This window comes from Enterobacter sp. JBIWA003, from assembly GCF_019968825.1.
In the GTDB taxonomy this organism is placed as follows: Bacteria; Pseudomonadota; Gammaproteobacteria; order Enterobacterales; family Enterobacteriaceae; genus Enterobacter; species Enterobacter quasiroggenkampii.
In genome coordinates this window covers 3,205,190-3,227,228 of record NZ_CP074170.1, presented here as the reverse complement: position 1 = coordinate 3,227,228, position 22,039 = coordinate 3,205,190, and the positions used below count along the sequence as shown (strand labels likewise).

The 22,039-nt window shown below is 44.4% G+C and carries 17 protein-coding genes; all 17 read left to right on the top strand.

The features are described 5' to 3' along the window. Positions 1-9: 9 nt before the first annotated feature. Positions 10-1,290, top strand: coding sequence for a colanic acid biosynthesis pyruvyl transferase WcaK (gene wcaK, locus KGP25_RS15560; protein ID WP_045908618.1), 1,281 nt, complete (start codon positions 10-12; stop codon positions 1,288-1,290). After that, positions 1,287-2,507, top strand: a complete 1,221-nt coding sequence (gene wcaL, locus KGP25_RS15555; RefSeq protein ID WP_223539245.1) for a colanic acid biosynthesis glycosyltransferase WcaL — start codon at positions 1,287-1,289, stop codon at positions 2,505-2,507. Before wcaK ends, wcaL begins: the two co-directional genes overlap by 4 nt. A gap of 12 nt (positions 2,508-2,519) precedes the next feature. After that, a complete protein-coding gene (gene wcaM, locus KGP25_RS15550; protein WP_126535007.1) occupies positions 2,520-3,911 on the top strand; it encodes a colanic acid biosynthesis protein WcaM in 1,392 nt (463 codons plus the stop codon). Positions 3,912-4,087: 176 nt separating this feature from the next. Next, on the top strand, positions 4,088-4,981 hold the full coding sequence (galF, locus tag KGP25_RS15545) for a GalU regulator GalF (protein WP_048223999.1): 894 nt from the start codon (positions 4,088-4,090) through the stop codon (positions 4,979-4,981). A gap of 389 nt (positions 4,982-5,370) precedes the next feature. After that, complete coding sequence (gene rfbB, locus KGP25_RS15540; RefSeq protein WP_223539244.1) at positions 5,371-6,459, top strand: dTDP-glucose 4,6-dehydratase; 1,089 nt, start codon at positions 5,371-5,373, stop codon at positions 6,457-6,459. A 13-nt stretch (positions 6,460-6,472) separates the two neighbouring features. Next, the gene (gene rfbA, locus KGP25_RS15535; protein ID WP_048224508.1) at positions 6,473-7,345 is read left to right on the top strand and encodes a glucose-1-phosphate thymidylyltransferase RfbA; all 873 of its coding nucleotides are present in this window, start codon (positions 6,473-6,475) and stop codon (positions 7,343-7,345) included. A 23-nt stretch (positions 7,346-7,368) separates the two neighbouring features. Then, a complete protein-coding gene (gene rfbD / locus KGP25_RS15530) occupies positions 7,369-8,259 on the top strand; it encodes a dTDP-4-dehydrorhamnose reductase (protein WP_048223995.1) in 891 nt (296 codons plus the stop codon). Between the two features lie 15 nt (positions 8,260-8,274). Continuing rightward, entirely contained in the window at positions 8,275-8,823 is a 549-nt protein-coding gene (gene rfbC, locus KGP25_RS15525; protein WP_048223992.1) for a dTDP-4-dehydrorhamnose 3,5-epimerase, read from the top strand. Between the two features lie 4 nt (positions 8,824-8,827). After that, a complete protein-coding gene (locus tag KGP25_RS15520) occupies positions 8,828-9,766 on the top strand; it encodes a glycosyltransferase family 2 protein (protein WP_223539243.1) in 939 nt (312 codons plus the stop codon). Positions 9,767-9,797: 31 nt separating this feature from the next. Further along, positions 9,798-10,631: an ABC transporter permease gene (locus KGP25_RS15515; protein ID WP_223539242.1), complete on the top strand. Its 834-nt coding sequence runs from the start codon at positions 9,798-9,800 to the stop codon at positions 10,629-10,631. Beyond that, on the top strand, positions 10,621-11,967 hold the full coding sequence (locus KGP25_RS15510) for an ABC transporter ATP-binding protein (RefSeq protein ID WP_048223982.1): 1,347 nt from the start codon (positions 10,621-10,623) through the stop codon (positions 11,965-11,967). Before KGP25_RS15515 ends, KGP25_RS15510 begins: the two co-directional genes overlap by 11 nt. Further along, a complete protein-coding gene (locus KGP25_RS15505) occupies positions 11,957-15,859 on the top strand; it encodes a glycosyltransferase (RefSeq protein ID WP_223539241.1) in 3,903 nt (1,300 codons plus the stop codon). Before KGP25_RS15510 ends, KGP25_RS15505 begins: the two co-directional genes overlap by 11 nt. A 68-nt stretch (positions 15,860-15,927) precedes the next feature. Beyond that, complete coding sequence (locus KGP25_RS15500) at positions 15,928-17,709, top strand: hypothetical protein (protein WP_223539240.1); 1,782 nt, start codon at positions 15,928-15,930, stop codon at positions 17,707-17,709. Between the two features lie 4 nt (positions 17,710-17,713). Then, on the top strand, positions 17,714-18,091 hold the full coding sequence (locus tag KGP25_RS15495) for a GtrA family protein (protein ID WP_048223976.1): 378 nt from the start codon (positions 17,714-17,716) through the stop codon (positions 18,089-18,091). Continuing rightward, entirely contained in the window at positions 18,088-19,086 is a 999-nt protein-coding gene (locus KGP25_RS15490; RefSeq protein ID WP_223539239.1) for a glycosyltransferase family 2 protein, read from the top strand. Before KGP25_RS15495 ends, KGP25_RS15490 begins: the two co-directional genes overlap by 4 nt. Positions 19,087-19,198: 112 nt before the next feature. After that, complete coding sequence (gndA, locus tag KGP25_RS15485) at positions 19,199-20,605, top strand: NADP-dependent phosphogluconate dehydrogenase (RefSeq protein WP_023325612.1); 1,407 nt, start codon at positions 19,199-19,201, stop codon at positions 20,603-20,605. A 231-nt stretch (positions 20,606-20,836) separates the two neighbouring features. Beyond that, on the top strand, positions 20,837-22,003 hold the full coding sequence (ugd, locus tag KGP25_RS15480) for a UDP-glucose 6-dehydrogenase (protein WP_021241437.1): 1,167 nt from the start codon (positions 20,837-20,839) through the stop codon (positions 22,001-22,003). Positions 22,004-22,039: the final 36 nt, after the last annotated feature.

Below are 22,039 nucleotides of genomic sequence, written 5' to 3'. Positions count from 1 at the left end.
GAGGCCATTATGAAATTATTAATTCTTGGCAACCATACCTGCGGCAACCGTGGCGACAGCGCCATCCTGCGCGGTTTACTGGATGCGATTAACACCCTTAAGCCTGAGACCGAAGTGGACGTGATGAGCCGTTATCCGGTCAGCTCATCCTGGTTACTGAACCGCCCGGTGATGGGCGACCCGCTTTACAGCCAGATGAAACAGCACAACAACGCCGCGGGCGTGATGGGCCGCGTGAAAAAAGTGCTGCGTCGTCGCTACCAGCATCAGGTGCTGCTTTCCCGGGTGACCGATACCGGCAAGCTGCGCAACATCGCCATCGCGCAGGGCTTCACTGACTTTGTTCGTCTGCTGTCCGGCTATGACGCCATTATCCAGGTCGGCGGTTCATTCTTCGTCGATCTCTACGGCGTGCCGCAGTTTGAGCATGCGCTCTGCACGTTCATGGCCAAAAAGCCGCTATTTATGATTGGCCACAGCGTGGGGCCTTTCCAGGATCCGCAGTTTAACCAACTCGCAAACTATGTCTTCGGCCACTGCGACGCGCTGATCCTGCGCGAGTCGGTCAGCCTTGAGATGATGAAGCGCAGCGAGATTGACACGTCAAAAGTTGAGCACGGCGTGGATACCGCCTGGCTGGTGGATCACCAGGACGACAGCTTCCAGCCGAGCTACGCGGTGCAGCACTGGCTCGACGTGGCGGCGAAACAGAAAACCGTCGCCATTACCCTGCGCGAGCTGGCGCCCTTCGATAAACGTTTAGGCACGACGCAGGCGGCGTATGAGCAAGCGTTCGCCGACGTGGTGAACCGCGTGCTGGACAGCGGGTACCAGGTGCTGGCGCTGTCCACCTGTACCGGCATCGACAGCTACAACAAAGATGACCGCATGGTGGCGCTGAACCTGCGCAACCTGGTCAATGACCCGTCACGTTATCACGTGGTGATGGATGAACTGAACGACCTGGAGATGGGCAAGCTGCTCTCCGCCTGCGATCTGACGGTGGGCACCCGTCTGCACTCGGCCATTATCTCCATGAACTTTGGCACGCCGGCCATTGCCATTAACTATGAGCACAAGTCCGCCGGGATTATGCAGCAGCTCGGTATGCCGGAAATGGCGGTGGATATTCGTCATCTGCTGGACGGATCGCTCGGTGCCATGGTGGGTGACACGCTTGGCCAACTGCCTGCTATCAATGAACGTCTGGCGGTGGCGGTGAAAGCCGAGCGCGAGAAGGGCATTGGAATGGTGAAATCGGTACTCGATCGCGTACGGGAGGGGAAATGAAGGTTGGTTTCTTCTTACTGAAATTTCCACTGTCGTCCGAAACGTTTGTTCTGAACCAAATCACCGCGTTTATCGATATGGGATATGACGTGGAGATTATCGCCCTGCAAAAGGGCGATACCCAAAATACCCATGCGGCGTATACCCAGTATGGGCTGGAGGCAAAAACCCGCTGGCTGCAGGATGAGCCGTCCGGGAAGCTGAGTAAGTTGCGCTACCGCGCCAGTCAGACCTTACGTGGGATCCATCGCGCGTCGACGTGGCGGGCGCTGAATGTCTCCCGCTATGGATCAGAATCACGCAATCTGATCCTGTCGGCCATCTGCGGGCAAACGGCGCAGCCGTATCGTGCCGACGTGTTTATCGCCCACTTTGGCCCGGCAGGCGTCACCGCCGCGAAGCTGCGCGAACTGGGCGTAATTGACGGTAAAATTGCGACCATTTTCCACGGCATCGACATCTCCAGCCGCGAAGTGCTGAACCACTACACGCCGGAATACCAGCAGCTTTTCCGGCGTGGCGACATGATGCTGCCGATCAGTGAACTGTGGGCCGGACGCCTGAAAAACATGGGCTGCCCGGGAGAGAAAATTGCCGTTTCGCGCATGGGCGTGGATTTAACGCGCTTTACCCGCCGTCCGGTGAAAGTGCCGGGTAAACCGCTGCAGATCATCTCCGTCGCGCGACTGACCGAGAAGAAAGGGCTGCATGTGGCGATTGAAGCCTGCCGCCAGCTGAAAGCGCGCGGAGTGGATTTCCACTACCGCATTCTCGGGATTGGGCCGTGGGAGCGTCGTCTGCGCACGCTGATCGAACAGTATCAACTGGAAGATGTCGTAGAGATGCCGGGCTTCAAGCCGAGCCACGAGGTCAAGGCCATGCTCGATGAGGCAGATGTATTTCTGCTGCCTTCCGTCACGGGGGCCGATGGCGATATGGAAGGCATTCCGGTGGCGCTGATGGAGGCAATGGCCGTGGGTATTCCGGTGGTCTCGACCCTGCACAGCGGGATCCCGGAGCTGATTAAGTCTGACCATTCCGGCTGGCTGGTGCCCGAGAATAACGCCATGGCGCTCGCCGATCGGTTAGCTGCTTTCAGCGGCATCGACCAGCAGGCGCTGGAGCCCGTGCTGCACAATGCCCGACAAAAAGTTGAAGCCGATTTTAACCAGCAGGTGATTAACCGTCAGTTAGCCAGCCTGCTGCAAACGTTGTAATGCCGAGGATGTATGCTGAAAAAGATTACCCGACGCACCTTTGTCTCGTCTCTGTCCGTTCTGGCGGCCACGCCGCTGCTGTCGTCCCGCATTGCGCGGGCGGCGAGCGGAAGAACGGTCTCTGTTAAACAGTACAATAACAACGACTGGATTGCGGCCTTTAAGCAGGCGTTTAATGACGGGGACACCGTCGTTGTCCCTGCCGGGCTGACCTGTGAAAACATCAACACGGGTATTTTCATTCCCGACGGTAAAACGCTGCTGATCCGCGGGGCGTTAACCGGCAATGGCCGCGGCCGCTTTGTTCTGCAGGAAGGCAGCAAAGTTATAGGGGAAGGCGAGGGACGGACAGAGAATATCACTCTCGATGTACGTGGCTCCGACTGCGTAATTAAAGGGCTGGCCATGAGCGGTTTTGGCCCTGTAACGCAGATCTACATCGGCGGTAAGAAACCCAGCGTGATGCGCAATTTGCTGATTGATAACATCAGCGTGAGTCAGGCCAACTACGCCATCCTGCGCCAGGGTTTCCACAACCAGGTGGACGGCGCCCGCATCACCAACAGCAAATTTAGCCATCTGCAGGGCGATGCGATCGAGTGGAACGTCGCTATCAACGATCGCAATATCCTGATTTCCGACCATGTCATCGATAACATCAACTGCACCAACGGCAAGATCAACTGGGGCATCGGCATTGGCCTCGCCGGCAGCACCTACGACAACGACTATCCGGAAAAGCAAACCGTTAAGAACTTCGTGGTGGCCAACATCACCGGCAGTAACTGTCGTCAGCTGGTGCACGTGGAAAACGGGAAACACTTTGTTATCCGCAATATTAAGGCCAAAAATATCACCCCTGACTTTAGTAAAAAGGCAGGAATAGACAACGCCACGGTAGCGATTTATGGCTGTGATAATTTCATTATTGATAATGTCGACATGGTCAATAGTGCGGGAATGTTAATCGGCTATGGGGTGATAAAAGGCGATTATTTGTCCATCCCGCAGAACTTTAAGCTCAATAATATTCACCTCGATAACCGCCAGCTTGCGTATAAATTGCGCGGAATACAGATTTCATCCGGTAACGCGACCTCGTTTGTGGCGATAACCAACGTGGATATGCAGCGTGCTACGCTTGAATTACACAACAAGCCGCAGCATCTTTTTTTACGCAATATCAATGTCATGCAGGAAGCTGCCGTGGGGCCTGCCCTGAAGATTAACTTCGACCTGCGCAAGGATGTGCGAGGAAAATTCATGGCGAAAGACGAGACGCTGCTGTCGCTGGCGAACATAAAAGCCGTTAATGAGAAGGGGCAAAGCTCGGTGGATATTGACCGTGTCGACCAGCAGGTGGTGAATGTGGAAAGGCTGAACTTTGCGCTTCCGCACAGATAATCGACAATAATCTGTTTTGAGACTATTCCTGGCATAAAAGCGCGATCGAATCAGATTACAACTACAGAAATATGTGATGCTAAGGCGTAACATTGCTTAAGGGTTACGGCAAATCATGCTGGCGAAAACAGGTTTAAGAGCTATAATTCGTCAACCATTTTAAGGTGGAAGAAATAATGATTAATTTGAAAGCAGTCATTCCGGTAGCAGGCCTGGGCATGCATATGCTGCCAGCCACAAAAGCCATTCCTAAAGAGATGCTGCCGATCGTCGATAAGCCAATGATTCAGTACATTGTCGACGAGATTGTTGCTGCAGGGATCAAAGAAATCGTCCTGGTTACCCACTCGTCCAAAAATGCGGTAGAAAACCACTTCGACACCTCTTACGAACTCGAAGCGTTGCTTGAGCAGCGCGTTAAGCGTCAGCTGCTGGCGGAAGTGCAGTCTATTTGTCCGCCGGGCGTGACCATCATGAACGTGCGTCAGGCGCAGCCGCTGGGTCTGGGACACTCTATTCTTTGTGCCCGTCCGGTTGTGGGTGACAACCCCTTCATCGTTGTGCTGCCGGATATCATTATTGATAATGCGTCTGCCGATCCGCTGCGATACAACCTGGCGGCAATGGTGGCACGTTTCAACGAAACGGGCCGTAGCCAGGTGCTGGCGAAGCGCATGAAAGGCGATCTCTCCGAGTACTCCGTAATTCAGACGAAAGAAGCGCTGGAGACGGAAGGGCAGGTGAGCCGCATCGTTGAGTTCATCGAAAAACCGGATCAGCCGCAGACGCTGGATTCTGACCTGATGGCGGTGGGCCGTTATGTTCTGAACGCCGATATCTGGGCCGAGCTGGAAAAAACTGAGCCAGGCGCCTGGGACCGTATTCAGCTCACCGACGCGATTGCTGAGCTGGCGAAGAAGCAGTCTGTCGATGCGATGCTGATGACTGGTGAGAGCTATGACTGCGGTAAGAAGATGGGCTATATGCAGGCGTTTGTGAACTATGGACTGCGCAACCTGAAGGAAGGGGCGAAGTTCCGCAAGAGAATTGAGAAATTACTGACAGAATAAGTCGCAATATTGTTTAACATAAATGGGTGGCAATGAGCGTATGTGGGCTGTTTACAGCTTAAGCAATCGCTCTTGCTACCTTTTTTTTTGTAAGAATATCAATAGGTAAAATGAGTCTATCCGGACTGTTGCTTCCTGGTTTAGACAGAGATTTTTCCTTGTTTTCATGACTGTTTAAGGGGAGAATAGCGGATTAGCATTTTGTGCCTACCTCGGTAAAATCAGGCCTCTGTTCTCACCTCGGGAACAGTTAACATTGTTATTGTTTTCAGTACACTGGTAGCTGGAGAGCCAGGGGCGGTAGCGTGTTCAGAATTCAGCATGCCTTTGCTGACTCCTCAGAAGTGAAGTTTGAAATTTAACATTGCGAAGCAATACGGAATAGTCTTGTGAAAATACTCGTCACTGGTGGTGCAGGTTTTATTGGATCTGCTGTTGTACGTCATATTATTAATAACACCAACGATTCAGTGGTTAACGTTGATAAATTAACCTACGCAGGTAATCTGGAATCGCTGGCAGAAATCGAAAAAAATCCCCGTTATGCCTTTGAGCGAGCAGACATCTGTGACGGTAGCGCCATGGCGCGCATTTTCGCGCAACATCAGCCGGATGCGGTAATGCATCTTGCAGCTGAAAGCCATGTTGACCGTTCCATCACGGGGCCTGCGGCCTTTATCGAAACCAACATTATCGGCACCTATGTGCTGCTCGAAGCGGCGCGTCAGTACTGGTCGCAACTGGAAGACGCGCGCAAGTCGGCGTTTCGTTTCCATCATATTTCTACGGATGAAGTGTACGGCGATCTGCCGCATCCCGATGAACTGCCGGCCGGTAGCGATCTGCCGCTCTTCACCGAGACTACGCCATATTCCCCAAGCAGCCCCTATTCCTCTTCTAAAGCATCCAGCGATCATTTAGTGCGTGCGTGGCGCCGTACCTACGGCCTGCCGACGCTTGTGACCAACTGCTCAAATAACTATGGCCCGTATCATTTCCCGGAAAAACTAATCCCGCTCATTATCCTTAACGCTCTGGCAGGTAAACCACTTCCGGTCTATGGCAATGGCGAGCAAATTCGCGACTGGTTGTTCGTGGAAGATCATGCTCGCGCGCTTTACAAAGTGGTGACTGAAGGAACGATTGGCGAAACCTATAATATCGGTGGTCATAACGAGCGTAAAAACATCGACGTCGTGAAAACAATCTGCGCCATTCTGGACGAAATCATTACCGATAAACCGGCAGGCATTACCCATTACGCCGATCTGATTACCTATGTAACCGACCGCCCGGGACACGACCTGCGCTACGCCATTGATGCCAGCAAAATTAAAAACGATCTGGGATGGGTGCCTCAGGAAACCTTTGAGTCAGGTATCCGTAAAACGGTTGAGTGGTATTTGAAAAACGAAAGCTGGTGGAAGCGTGTAATGGATGGCTCCTATGCGGGCGAACGTCTGGGACTGGCAGAATAAAAAGGAAATTATGATGAAAGGTATTGTGCTCGCTGGCGGTTCCGGAACCCGTCTCTATCCGATTACCCAGGGCGTGTCTAAGCAGTTATTGCCTGTTTATGATAAGCCAATGATTTTCTATCCCATTTCTGTGCTGATGCTGGCTGGCATCCGTGAGATTTTGGTGATTACCACTCCCGAGGATATGCCCGCGTTCAAACGTTTGCTGGGGGATGGCTCGCAGTTTGGCATTAGCTTATCTTACGCAGTACAGCCCTCTCCGGATGGTCTGGCACAGGCATTTATCATTGGAGAAGAGTTCATCAACAATGAGCCTTGCGCCCTGGTGCTGGGAGATAACATCTATTTCGGTCAGAGCTTCGGTAAGAAACTGGAAGCGGCATCGCAAATGACAAGCGGAGCGATGGTCTTTGGTTATCAGGTGCAGGATCCTGAACGCTTTGGCGTCGTGGAATTTGATGCGAACTATAAAGCGCTGTCTATCGAAGAGAAACCGTTAAAACCCAAATCAAACTGGGCGGTCACCGGGCTCTATTTCTATGATAAGCATGTCGTAGAGATGGCAAAACAGGTAAAACCCTCAGCACGCGGCGAGCTTGAAATTACCACGCTTAACCAGATGTATCTTGAGCAGGGGAATCTGCAGGTTGAGCTATTAGGCCGCGGATTTGCCTGGCTGGATACCGGTACCCATGACAGCCTGGTGGAAGCGTCACAGTTTATTCATACCATTGAAAAGCGTCAGGGTATGAAGGTGGCCTGCCTGGAAGAGATTGCGTTCCGCAAGGGATGGTTGAATGTAGAGCAGGTAACTGCCCAAGCTAAAATGTTAGCTAAAACCGATTATGGGCGCTATCTGCAAATGCTGATCGGCGAGAAAAAATAAGTTTAAGGCGCTGACGAGATAAAATGAAAATCTTATTAATTGGCAAAAATGGCCAAGTTGGTTGGGAATTGCAACGATCTCTTGTGACATTAGGGGATGTGGTTGCAGTTGATTATTTTGATAACACGCTATGCGGAGACTTATCAAATCCCCAAGGAATTGCACAAACTATTCAAACAGTAAAACCGGATGTAATCGTCAATGCAGCGGCACATACTGCCGTAGATAAAGCAGAGACAGAACAAGAACTATCTCGTTTATTGAATGCAGATAGTGTAGAAGTAATTGCTAAAGAGTCAGCAAAACTAGGGGCGTTACTGATTCACTACTCTACTGATTACGTATTCAATGGCGAAGGTACGCATTATCGTAACGAAGATGAACAGACTGGTCCGTTAAATGTTTATGGCGAAACTAAGCTTGCAGGGGAACTCGCGGTAGCTAAACATAATGCACGCCATTTTATTTTTCGAACTAGCTGGGTTTATGCAACGCGTGGTGCGAATTTCGCTAAGACCATGCTGCGTTTAGCAAAAGAGAAAGAAAAATTATCTATTATTAACGATCAATTTGGTGCTCCGACAGGAGCCGAACTACTTGCTGACGCTACAGCAATTGCAATTCGCACGGCAGTGCACAATCAAAAACTCTTTGGAACTTATCATTTGGTCGCCAGCGGTGAAACGACCTGGTTTGATTATGCGCAATATGTTTTCTCCATAGCTAAAGAGTTGGGAGAGACACTTTCGATAAAAGAAGTAATAGGTGTTGATACATCCGCTTATCCAACGCCAGCAAAAAGACCTCACAATTCGCGTTTGTCAAATAAGAAATTCCAGACTGCATTTGAGGTAAAATTACCAGACTGGAAAGTTGGTGTTAAACGTGTCGTTACTGAAATACTCGGTAAGTAATGTAGAGATGTGACAATGAATGTAATTAATACAGCAATTCCAGATGTGTTTATTTTTGAACCAAAAGTATTTGGTGATGCACGTGGATTTTTCTTTGAAAGTTTTAATCAGAAAATTTTCGAAGAGATAGTAGGTCGAAAAGTTGAATTTGTTCAGGATAACCACTCGCAATCCCAGAGAGGAGTGCTTCGTGGACTACATTACCAGTTGACTCCCCATTCTCAGGGAAAGTTAGTTCGTTGTGTTGAAGGTGCCGTATTTGATGTCGCTGTCGATATCCGTAAAAACTCAGCTACATTTGGCAAGTGGGTTGGAGCAGTTTTAAGTGCTGAGAATAAGCATCAATTATGGATTCCAGAAGGTTTTGCACATGGTTTTCTGACACTTAGTGAGACTGCACAGTTTCTTTATAAAGCGACAAACTTTTATGCCCCACAATCAGAGCGTAGTATTATCTGGAACGATCCAGATATTGCAATTGAGTGGCCAACAGTCGAAGCTATAATTCTCTCTGCAAAAGATGAGCAGGGTTTGCCTTTATCTAAAGCAGAGTTGTATCTCTAACTGTATGATATCCGATAACAATATTGCCGTCTTAATATGTACGTTTAATGGCAGCAAATTCCTTCGTAAGCAACTTGATTCGATTATTTCTCAAACGTATACATCTTGGGAAATTTTTGCTTCAGATGATGGTTCTACTGATGACACTCTCGATATTCTTAAGGAATATCAGGCTCGTCTGGGAAAGAACAAATTGCATATTATTAAAGGGCCAGGCAAGGGATTTGCCTGGAATTTTCTCACGCTACTACAGAAATGTGGTGGGGCGTATGATTATTATGCTTTCAGCGATCAAGATGATGAATGGCTAAGTGATAAGCTGGAACGGAGTTTAGGAAAAATAAGCTCTTTAGAAATAGACAATACAAAGGTCCCAGCATTACATTGCGGTAGGACAATGCTTGTTAATGAAAAAGATGAATGCATCGGATACTCCCCATTATTTTGTAAAAAGCCTTCTTTCCGTAATGCGCTGATACAAAGTATAGCTGGCGGTAATACGATGTTATTTAATCAGGCTGCACGTAATATTATAAACTTAACTCCTCAGGATTTTAAGATTGTTTCGCACGATTGGTGGGTTTATATTTTAATTTCGGGCTGCAATGGTATTATTCTTTATGATGAAGTACCAACAATAAAATATCGTCAACATACTAATAATATAATAGGCTCTAATCTCGGATGGCGTGCACGCTTGCGAAGAATCAATGGATTATTCGATGGCCATTTTCGTGACTGGATACAATGCAATTTAAATGCGTTAAATGCAATGCCGCTGCAATTATCAAAAGAAAGTCGTTGGGTATTAGAAAATTTCATTGAAGCCAGATCATCACATCTCATTACTCGCATAATAAAATTCAGTAAAATTAAACTATATAGACAAACTTCTTTCGGTACAATTGCATTCTTAATAGCGGTTCTTTTCAAGAAGATTTGATTCTTCAGCAAAATTACTATGAGGTATAATAGTGCTGCAACATGAAAATCATAGTTCTTCACTATGGTCATTAATAAGTTGTCTTTACAGAAACAAAAATGTTATTTTTGAAATGAGCAAAAGGGATATTGTTAGTCGTTATAAAGGATCATTTATTGGTATATTCTGGTCTCTGATAAATCCTATATTTATGCTAACAGTCTATACATTTGTATTTTCCGTTGTTTTTAAGGCTGGATGGGGACATGGTGCGGCAGATGAACCTAAGACCCAATTTGCATTAATACTATTTGTTGGAATGATCATTCATGGCTTTCTGGCTGAGAATTTGATGCGTGCGCCTAGTCTAATTTTACAACATGCAAATTACGTTAAAAAAGTAATCTTTCCATTAGAAATATTGCCGGTCGTAACTTTATTGTCTGTACTTTTTCATACTTTCATTAGTTTCGCCGTATTGATTTTGGCCTTTACGATCTTTAACGGTATACCACATTGGACTGTATTACTGGCACCACTTATTTTCCTTCCTATGATTATCTTTACTGTTGCTGCTTCATGGTTCTTATCAGCACTTGGTGTTTATCTTCGCGATATAGGTCAAATTATTGGCATTATCACTACGTTACTGCTATTCCTTGCTCCTGTGTTTTATCCGTTGTCTGCTTTACCACCGGTGTTCCAACATATTGTAATGATTAACCCACTAACTTTTATTATTGAGGAATCACGGAAGGTAATTATTTGGGGAGGGACGCCAGACTTTAAAGGTTTAGCTATTTATACTGTAGCATCAATAGTTTGCCTATGGTTAAGTTATATCTGGTTCCAGAAAACAAGAAAAGGATTCGCAGATGTCATCTGATAATTATGCGATTGAAGTCAAAAATATTAGCAAATGTTATCAGGTATACAATAAACCTGTACAAAGACTAAAACAAATCCTCTTCGGGAAGCAAAAAGAACACACGGAACGTGTCCAACGCGTAAATTATGATGAGTTCTGGGCATTACAGGATATTAACTTTGTTTTACCAAGAGGAGAGACCCTGGGGGTAGTGGGAAAAAATGGCTCTGGCAAATCAACGCTATTACAGATAATTGCGGGGACACTAACACCTACTTCAGGCTCTGTTACTATTAATGGTCGCGTAGCGGCACTACTAGAGCTCGGTGCAGGTTTTAATAATGAATTCACAGGACGAGAAAACGTTTATCTTAATGCCTCTCTATTAGGTTTAAGCAAGGAACAGGTTGATAATAAACTGGATGATATTTTAGCTTTCGCTGATATTGGCCATTTTATTGACTCCGCGGTTCGCTCATACTCCAGTGGGATGTTGGTTCGTCTCGCTTTTGCTATCCAGGCACAGCTAGATCCTGAAATCTTAATTGTGGATGAGGCACTTGCCGTTGGGGATGCAAAATTTCAGGCAAAATGCTTTAATCGACTTAAAAAATTAAAAGAAAACGGAACTTCAATACTTTTTGTTTCACATGCGACAGAGCAGATTGTAACGCATTGCGATAGAGCTATTTTACTTAATGATGGCTTGCTGTTAGCACAGGATCGACCAAAAGTTGTAGTGAATCAGTATCTAGATCTACTATTTGGAAAAAATAGCAAAGCCAAGCAAGCAGAAAAAAATGTTGTAGAAAATAATAGCAATATTTCACTTTCAGATAACTCTCCCAATATTAATTGGGAAGATAACCAAGGATATGAAAAACGCTTAAATTATAATCCTTCTGAATATCGTTGGGGGGATAAATGTGCCGAAATCACAGATTTTATACTGGCGCAAGGTAAAGAAACATATCCAGTAATACTTAATAACAATCAAAATATTAGTTTTAAATTTAGGATAAAATTTTTCCAAGAAATAGTACGTCCTATCTTTGGGTTTGCAGTAAAAACCAAAGATGGTGTAACTATTTATAATACTAACACTGAGTTGCAAAGTATTATTATTGCTGATATTACAAAGTCCGGGCAAGAACTTAATATAAATGTCTTGATGCCCCAACAACTCTATCAAGGTGATTATTTCATTTCTGTTGGAATAGCAAGCTGTGATGCCAATGGTGAGGTTATTCCGCACGATCGGCGCTACGATTCAATACATATTACTGTTGAACCGACAGAAGAATTCATCGGTCTGGTTGACTTAAGGGCTAAGATAAGCTGTGATGAAAAATAATTTAACGACGAAATTAAATGACTCTTCGTTTATCTTTAACGATGACATCAAAGTTTGGACGAAAGAGAAAGTAGCTCCCTTCATGTATAGTGATGGCGATGAAGCGGAAAATTACCTTATTTCTGTACTCGAACAGACCCAAGACCATAGTGTTTTTTCAGACGAACTAAAGCCATGGATTAAAGATTGGCCTTCATTATATCATTTATCTTCACGTCGTTCTAATCTCTTACAACCCTTTAAAAGTTGGTTCAATGGTAAACGAGTCTTGGAAATTGGTTGTGGCTGTGGAGCAATCACTCGTTTCCTTGCCGAAGCTGGTGCGACGGTAATTTCCGTAGAAGGTAGTATTCGTCGTGCACGGATTGCCAGCAAGCGATGCGCTGACTTAGAAAATGTCACTATAATTTGTTGTCCTAGTGACCAGCTACCCGATTTAGGAGAGTTTGACGCTGTCATGCTTATTGGGGTGCTGGAATATGCATCGATGTTTCTCGGAACTGACGGTGATACAACGTTATTACAGAATTGCCGTGAACGACTAAATAACAACGGATGCTTATTTGTCGCTATCGAGAATAAAATTGGCGCAAAATATCTTGCTGGTGCAAATGAAGATCATCTCGCGGTACCAATGGTGGGGGTTAATGACGCATATAAAGATAAATCTGTCAGAACCTATGCGCGACAAGAATTGATTAACAAACTTACTGGTGCAGGATTCCCTCAGACGCAAGAGTTTGTACCTTTGCCTGATTATAAACTCCCTGTCACCGTTGTATCACCAATAGGTACGACAAAATATTCCCCACAACTTTCATCGCTCGCTGTAGAATCTGTTGCTGCAGATATGCAAGGCGTAGCAGATTATCATTTTTCTCTTGAACAATTTAATCATGTTGTTTGGCAAAATTCTTTGGCGCCAGAATTAAGCAACTCTTTTTTAATTGTTGCTGGAAACAATGTTTCAGAAATTTGTAATCAGAGCATTTTAGCTTGGCACTACTCTGATGCCAGGTCGCAAGAAAATAACAAAGAAACCATTTTTAAACTTGATGATAATGAACAAATAAATGTAATTAGCAAATCGCTATCTATTGAAAATGACGAAGTATCTATTAATGAACCTTTTTATCAAGGTGAAAGTTTATGGCGTGAAGTTGTTCGTATTGTTAACCTGCGTGATTGGACAGTGTCTGAGTTGACAGATGTATTTATAAAATGGCTAAAAGTTATTTCTTCACCAAGTGATGATGTAATTCCATCCTTTGAGGATACTATCTCAAACGATTATTTTGATGCACTTCCATTTAATATTATTAACGACGGAAATGGTGGCTACACTATTTTTGATAGGGAATGGGATAACGGTAAAACTAGCAAGTTTGGACTGATAGCCTGGCGTGGAGTATTCCACTCGCTCTTTCGAATTAAATCATACGAATCATCTTCTTCAGTATTTGCCAAAACTTATTTCGATCTGGCTTCCCAGGTATTGCAGCATATTTGGCCTGACATTCCTTCTACCGCTTTTCTTGAATGGGCCGAAGAAGAAGCACGTTTTTCTGTGGAAGTAACGGGGAGAGATAATTATCAATCGCTTCTTGATGTAGCCTTAAACTCAACGATAAGCTATCGAGTTAATGTAACCACGCTGAAGCAGCAGATTACTATACAAGAAAATGAGCTTCTGGCGACAAAGGTTCATGTCGATAATTTAACAACACAACTTGAATCTCAGCATAACGAGTATGCTTCTTACCTGAACAATTATGAGTTGCTCTGTCATCAACTTGATAGGCAAGCCAATGAACTAGATAGATTGCAAAATGAATTATCACTTCAGGCAAAATCTGCAACGGAATTAGCAGAATCTTTGAAAAAAATTGAGGAAGAAAAAGCATTAATGTTTAATTCCTTAAGTTGGAAGTTAACTAAGCCGTTACGTTTTACAAAGCGTGTTGCTTTGGCACTTTCTCGGCGTGGAACACCTAAAAATATGCATTTAAAAAGTAAACTATCACGTCTGAACCAGGTTCTTAACTTGAAAAAGAATCAGCTAGGAGGCTATACACAGTTAGCGCTTTGGTCATATCAACGTTATCGTTCGTATGGTTATACCGGTTTTATAAGCAAGCTCAAACGTGCAATGAATCCAGTTCCTGTATCATCCAATGCGGTACCGATTTACGGATATGAACAATGGATCGAGAAGCATGAAAATATTGACAGCGTAAAGTTGACGGCCTTTTCCTCCCGGCTAGCTTCATTTGAGCATTTGCCAACGATAAGTATTGTTATGCCATGCTATAACGCACCTGTAAAATATTTATGCGAAGCTATAGAATCAGTTCGCAATCAAATTTATAGCCGCTGGGAACTTTGTATTGCCGACGATGCTTCAACTTCGGAAGAAACCGTATTAAAGTTAAAAGAATATGCTGCACTTGATCCTCGAATTAAAATTACTTTCCGCTCGAAAAATGGGCACATATCGAATGCAAGCAATTCTGCTATTGAATTAGTGACAGGTGAATATGTTGCTTTGATGGATCAGGATGATTTACTGCCTCGACACGCGCTTTATAAAGTGGTTGAAGCGATTAATAACCAACCTGATGTGCAGCTAATTTATTCAGATGAAGATAAAATTTCAGCCGATGGAGTACGTTGCGAACCCTATTTTAAGGCAGACTGGAATCGTGATCTTTTTCTGTCGCAGAATATGTTCTCCCACTTAGGGGTATTCAGCAAATCCCTCATTGATAAAGTTGGTGGTTTCCGACCTGGTTTGGAAGGCAGCCAGGATTATGATCTTGTTTTACGTTGCCTCGATCACGTAACGGCAAATAAAATAGTTCATATCCCAGAGATTCTTTACCATTGGCGCATTATTCCTGGTAGTACAGCCTCAGGGGGCGAACAAAAACCATATGCTTTCCTGGCCGGTATTCGTGCAGTTCAAGAATATCTTGAGCGGAATAATATTGCCGCACAGGTAGAAGAGGCTAAACAAGGTATGTTGATGCTGCGGGTAAAATATAAATTACCTAAACAACTGCCTTTGGTTAGTATAATTATTCCAACAAGAAATGCGAAAGCATTAGTTAAACAGTGTATAGACAGCATATTTGAAAAAACAACGTATTCGAACTTTGAGATCATTTTAGTTGATAATGGTAGTGATGACCCTTCTTCGTTAGATTATTTTGCTGAATTAAATGAGCGGGATAATATCCGTGTTGTTCGCGATGATGGTAACTTTAACTTTTCGCGCTTGAATAATGAGGCAGTTAAAGTAGCGAAGGGTGAGTTGTTATGTCTCATGAATAATGATATAGAGGTTATTTCACCTGACTGGCTTGACGAAATGGTTAGTCAAGCAGTACGTCCTGAAATTGGTGCAGTTGGGGCTAAATTACTTTATCCCAATGACACTGTGCAACATGCAGGCGTCATATTAGGATTAGGGGGGATTGCCGGTCATGCGCATCTGGGGATACATCGTAACGACCCAGGCTACTTTGGAAGAGCTAATCTTGTCCAAAATTTTATAGCGGTGACTGCTGCATGTCTTGTAATACGTAAAGAAATTTATGAAAACGTCGGTGGGCTGAATGAAAAAGATTTTGCTGTAGCCTTCAATGATGTTGATTTCTGTATACGTGTTCATCAGGCCGGGTATCATAATCTTTGGACACCATTTGCCGAAATGTATCATCATGAATCAGCGACTCGAGGGAGCGATCTGGCACCAGAGAAAATTGAACGATTCAAGCAAGAAATTAAATCAATGGAATTGTTATATGGTAACATTCTCTTTAATGATCCTGCTTACAACCCTAATCTTTCATTAGATCTAAGTTTTGGTTCATTTGCTCTTAAACGATAATTAGAACGTAAACTGGATAACGGGTAATCTGTTATCCAGAATTTAATATTAAATTTATTGGTGTGCTGATGAAAACTTTAAATATAAATGATTCGCGATTGTATTTGCTGATTTGTTTATTATTTGGCGTTATTTACGTTACTAATGCCTGGTCACCTTCTTCTTATAGCTTGGCTTTAGACGGGATCGGCATTGATGCACACCCAGATTTTGGCAAAGCTAGAGCAATCCGTTCAGATGAATGGGTTGTACAAACACCTCTTACTCAGGCTTTAGTAAATAATGGCTTTGAGCGTTTTAATCATACGTCAATTTATAAAGAAGATTTGCGAATTAATTATGGTTTACCTATTTTTGACTGGGGTCTGATCTTTAAACCGGCGCAATGGGGTTATCTTATTCTGCCGCCTGCATATGCTTTTTCTCTTTATTATTTTACATTGTTTGCTTTTTTTGTGATTGGTTTTCAGAAAATTATTAAAATCATGGGTGCAGATGAACTTTCTGCTTTCCTGCTTAGTGTTGCTTTTTATTTTACCGGAAGCGTACAGTTCTGGTGGACAGTAAATGCTTCAACATTTGCTTTTTTTCCTTGGGTGCTTTATTCCTTATATAATATAAAGTCTTCTTCGATTTACGCCATTCTTTTATTCTGGTTCTTGGCCTGCTGGCAAATTGGTAACCTTTATCCTCCTTTTACGTACGCTTTATTATTAGTCGCTATAGTATGGATTTGGAATGTAGTTGATCTACGTACTGTGAAGTTGCGGGAGCTTATTCTGGCTATTGCCGCTGGTATTGCTGCTGTAGTAGTTGTTTATTTATACTTCCATGACTATATTGAACTCATGAAAAACACCGTTTATCCCGGTGTTAGGAGTGAGAATGGTGGTAGTATTATTTCCTGGGCGATGTTCCAATCGCTTTTCTTTCCATCGCTTTGGTTTGATAAAAACTACGAATTGCTGAAGTGGAAAGACATTAGTAATATTTGTCAAATTTCAACTTGGGCTACACTTTTACCTGTTCTTATCTTGTTTTATACAAATTATAAAAAAGTACGATTAACACTTTCATTTAATCTGCTTGATAAATTCTTAATTCCAGCGCTGTGCGTTATGATTATGTTGTTATGGACGATGTTCCCAGTCCCAGCAGCGTTAGGGAAATACCTTTTCCTTGATAAAGTGCCTGCTGTGCGAATGATGCTAGGTCTTGGATTGGTTGTTAATATACTAGCTGTGATAGCGCTTATTCGTATTCCTTTAAATGTTACTGCGCGTCGCATTGGAATTTTTACAATTATTTATGCCGGATTGTTTATCATTTTTAAAGGTGGAATAAAACCTGCACAAGTAGAACTGATTGCTCTTTTGATAGGCGCGTTGGTTAGTTTAGTCCTCATTCGTTTCAAGAATAATGCCATGCTGGCTCTATCAAGCCTTACTGTAATATATTCATTAGCTGTGTTCTTTGCTTTCAATCCATTGCAGGATTCAAGATTTATTTTCCAGAAAAATTATCAAACACCAGCAACTGAAATATATAAGCAGCAAGTTAGTCAATATGGAGTTGCTTTGGCTGCAATGTCCGGTTCGATTATTAATGGTTTAGGATATCCTTCAGGAAATCATGTGCTCACAACTCCACAGTTAGCATTCTGGTATAAAAAATTTCCAAATCTTAATAAAGAGGAAATGAACAAAATATTCAACCGTTATGCACATATTCATCTTGTCCCTGAAAGCAATGTAATTGAACTCAGTGCAACAGATGTAATTTCCGTTCCTCAGCGTTGTTTTATGTCCGGTATTGATACCCCATGTAAAAATGTTTCTATTAAGAAGTAATTAAATGAATAAGTTAATTTTGTTTTTTATATGTGGCGTAATTCAATTCGGACTTGATACGATAATTTTTACCTGTTTAACAAGTGTAGGTCTCAGTGTCGTTTTAGCAAATGTTTTTTCTCGAGGTTTGGCTGCATGCGTTGGTTATTACATTAACGGCAGATATACTTTTAGAAAAAAAGTGGACAGATATGTATTCCTAAAGTTTGTTGTCTATTGGTCAGGGATGACGCTGCTAAGCACACTGCTGATATATATGATTGAATGTTTTTTATTAAGTACCTCATCAGTAAAACTCATGGCTCTTACAAAAGTAGTCGTTGAGATTTTTTTATTCTTTATTAGTTTCTTAATCGCTAAAATTTGGGTTTATAAAAAATGACGACCATGGCGAATGATTTTAAAATTGCAGTCGTAATTCCCTGCTACAAAGTAAAGGAACATATCTTAAAAGTTATTGCTGATATTGGGGACGAAGTCTCATTTATTTACGCAGTGGATGATAAATGCCCAGAGAAATCTGGAGAATATATCCTTGAGAACTGTAATGATAAACGTGTTCGCGTTTTATTCAATCAGGAAAATCAAGGTGTGGGCGGTGCGGTTATCCATGGTTATAAAGTTGGTCTCACTGAAGGCGCCGATGTTTTTGTTAAAGTAGATGGGGATGGGCAAATGGATCCAACCCTCATTAAGCTATTTGTGCGTCCCATTCAGCATGGTGAAGCAGACTATACGAAAGGTAATCGGTTTCACGAAATTGAAGGGTTGAAGCCGATGCCGAAGATCCGTCTTTTCGGCAATGCTATTTTGTCGTTTATGACTAAATTTTCCTCTGGATATTATAAAACTTTCGACCCGACCAATGGATATACTGCAATCTCAGCTATTGCTTTAAAAAAATTGCCTTTAGACAAAATTAGTAAACGATATTTTTTTGAATCTGATATTCTTTTTAGATTAAACGTCGTAAGCGCTAAAGTTTTAGATATCCCAATGGATGCTGTTTACGGTGATGAGGTATCAAACCTTAACATTAAGAAAATATTATTTCCTTTTTTAAAAGGTAATATTAAGAATCTTTGTAAGCGTATATTTTATAATTATTTCCTTCGTGGGTTTTCGATTGCCTCTATTGAATTAGTATTAGGAACATTACTCTTCATCTTCGGGACCATTTATGGTACCGGTGCCTGGTATCACTCTGTCGCAACGAATACTCCGGCAACAAGTGGTACAGTGATGCTCGCTGCGTTACCTATTATACTTGGCGTACAATTTTTATTGTCGTTTATTCAGGCAGATATAGAGAGTCAACCAACTGTTGCGCTGACACGCTTGTTAGGTCATGAGCGAAGCAATGAGCGTGGGCTATAGCGCATCAGTTGCTATATCTTTAGCTGAGTATTGAGTTAACATAATTATTACTTGCTTTTAAGCCCGCCAGGTCTTTATCTGGCTGGGTATCCACACCTGACAGGAGTATGTAATGTCTAAGCAACAAATCGGCGTTGTCGGTATGGCAGTGATGGGGCGCAACCTGGCGCTCAACATCGAAAGCCGTGGTTATACCGTTTCCGTTTTCAACCGCTCCCGTGATAAGACCGAAGAAGTGATTGCCGAGAACCCAGGCAAGAAACTGGTCCCTTTCTATACGGTTAAAGAATTCGTTGAATCTCTGGAAACCCCTCGTCGTATCCTGTTAATGGTGAAAGCGGGCGCGGGTACCGATGCAGCTATCGACTCCCTGAAGCCTTATCTCGAAAAAGGCGACATCATCATTGATGGCGGTAACACCTTCTTCCAGGACACCATTCGTCGTAATCGTGAACTGTCCGCTGAAGGCTTTAACTTCATCGGTACCGGTGTTTCCGGTGGTGAAGAGGGCGCGCTGAAAGGCCCATCCATCATGCCTGGCGGCCAGAAAGAAGCATACGAGCTGGTGGCGCCTATTCTGACAAAAATCGCAGCTGTTGCAGAAGATGGCGAGCCGTGTGTGACCTATATCGGTCCGGACGGTGCAGGGCACTATGTTAAAATGGTGCACAACGGCATTGAATACGGCGATATGCAGCTGATCGCGGAAGCATATTCCCTGCTGAAAGGCGGCCTGAACCTCTCCAATGAAGAGCTGGCTGAAACCTTCACCGAGTGGAACAAAGGCGAGCTGAACAGCTACCTGATCGACATCACCAAAGATATCTTCACGAAGAAAGATGAAGAGGGTAAATACCTGGTTGATGTGATTCTGGATGAAGCAGCGAACAAAGGCACCGGTAAATGGACCAGCCAGAGTTCTCTGGATCTGGGCGAACCGCTGTCTCTGATCACCGAATCTGTCTTTGCGCGTTACATCTCTTCTCTGAAAGAGCAGCGCGTGGCGGCATCTAAAGTGCTGTCTGGCCCGCAGGCTAAACCAGCAGGTGATAAAGCGGAGTTCGTTGAGAAAGTGCGTCGTGCACTGTACCTGGGGAAAATCGTTTCTTACGCGCAAGGCTTCTCTCAGCTGCGTGCGGCATCAGACGAGAACAACTGGGATCTGAACTACGGTGAGATCGCGAAGATTTTCCGTGCGGGCTGCATCATTCGTGCGCAGTTCCTGCAGAAAATCACCGATGCCTATGCTGAAAACGCCGGTATCGCCAACCTGCTTCTGGCACCGTACTTCAAGAAAATCGCTGACGAATACCAGCAGGCGCTGCGTGACGTGGTAGCCTACGCGGTGCAGAACGGTATCCCGGTTCCGACCTTCTCTGCTGCAGTAGCCTACTACGATAGCTATCGTGCTGCGGTACTGCCGGCTAACCTCATTCAGGCTCAGCGTGATTATTTCGGTGCGCATACCTATAAGCGTACAGATAAAGAAGGTGTGTTCCACACGGAATGGCTGGACTAATCTGATTTAGCCTCAGGTTGTTATATAAACCCGGAGATATTCTCCGGGTTTTTTTTCACCAAAATCACAACCACATATTCGAAGTAGTCTGAATGTTGTACCTGGACGGGCTATTCCTAAGGCTTCGCCTTGACACTCCCACAAGGCAGGAGGTAAAAAGCCCTACAGTTATTGATTATCGTGATGGCCCTGCGGTCATCTCTACAGCTCACTTACAGAAGTTATTCGCGAATGAAAATAACAATTTCCGGTACAGGTTATGTAGGTCTCTCCAACGGTATCTTGATTGCTCAGAACCACGAAGTGGTTGCGCTGGATATCGTGCAGGCTAAAGTGGACATGCTTAACAAGAAGCAGTCCCCGATTGTAGATAAAGAGATTGAAGAGTATCTGGCAACGAAGCCGCTAAACTTCCGCGCAACCACTGACAAGCAGGATGCTTACCGTGGGGCGGACTATGTGATTATCGCCACACCGACCGACTATGATCCTAAAACCAACTACTTCAACACCTCGAGCGTTGAGTCGGTGATCCGCGATGTTACGGAAATCAACCCGAACGCGGTGATGATCATTAAATCCACCATCCCGGTTGGTTTTACCCAGTCCGTTAAAGAAAAGTACGGCATTGATAATGTCATCTTCTCCCCGGAATTTCTCCGTGAAGGGCGTGCGCTGTATGACAACCTGAACCCATCACGCATCGTTATTGGCGAGCGTTCAGAGCGCGCCGAGCGATTCGCTGCGCTGCTGCAGGAAGGGGCGACCAAAAAAGATATTCCAACGCTGTTCACCGATTCGACCGAAGCGGAAGCCATCAAGCTTTTTGCTAACACGTATCTTGCCATGCGTGTGGCATATTTTAATGAGTTGGACAGCTATGCAGAGAGCCTGGGGTTGAATAGCCGTCAAATTATCGAAGGCGTTTGTCTGGATCCACGTATCGGCAATCATTATAACAACCCGTCGTTTGGCTATGGCGGTTACTGCCTGCCGAAAGATACTAAGCAGCTGCTGGCTAACTATCAGTCTGTTCCTAACAACATCATCTCGGCGATTGTTGATGCCAACCGGACCCGCAAAGATTTTGTAGCTGACTCAATACTTTCCCGTCAGCCGAAAGTGGTGGGCGTCTATCGCCTGATTATGAAAAGTGGCTCCGATAATTTCCGTGCATCTTCCATCCAGGGCATCATGAAGCGCATTAAGGCCAAGGGTGTACAGGTCATTATTTATGAACCGGTAATGAAGGAAGATGAGTTCTTCCATTCCCGCGTGGTGCGTGATCTGGATGCATTCAAGAAAGAGGCGGACGTGATCATCTCTAACCGCATGGCGGAAGAGCTGGCGGACGTTGCGGATAAAGTGTATACCCGCGATCTGTTCGGCAGCGACTGATTACTGCCCGTAACGCATAAAAAACCCGGCGTATTC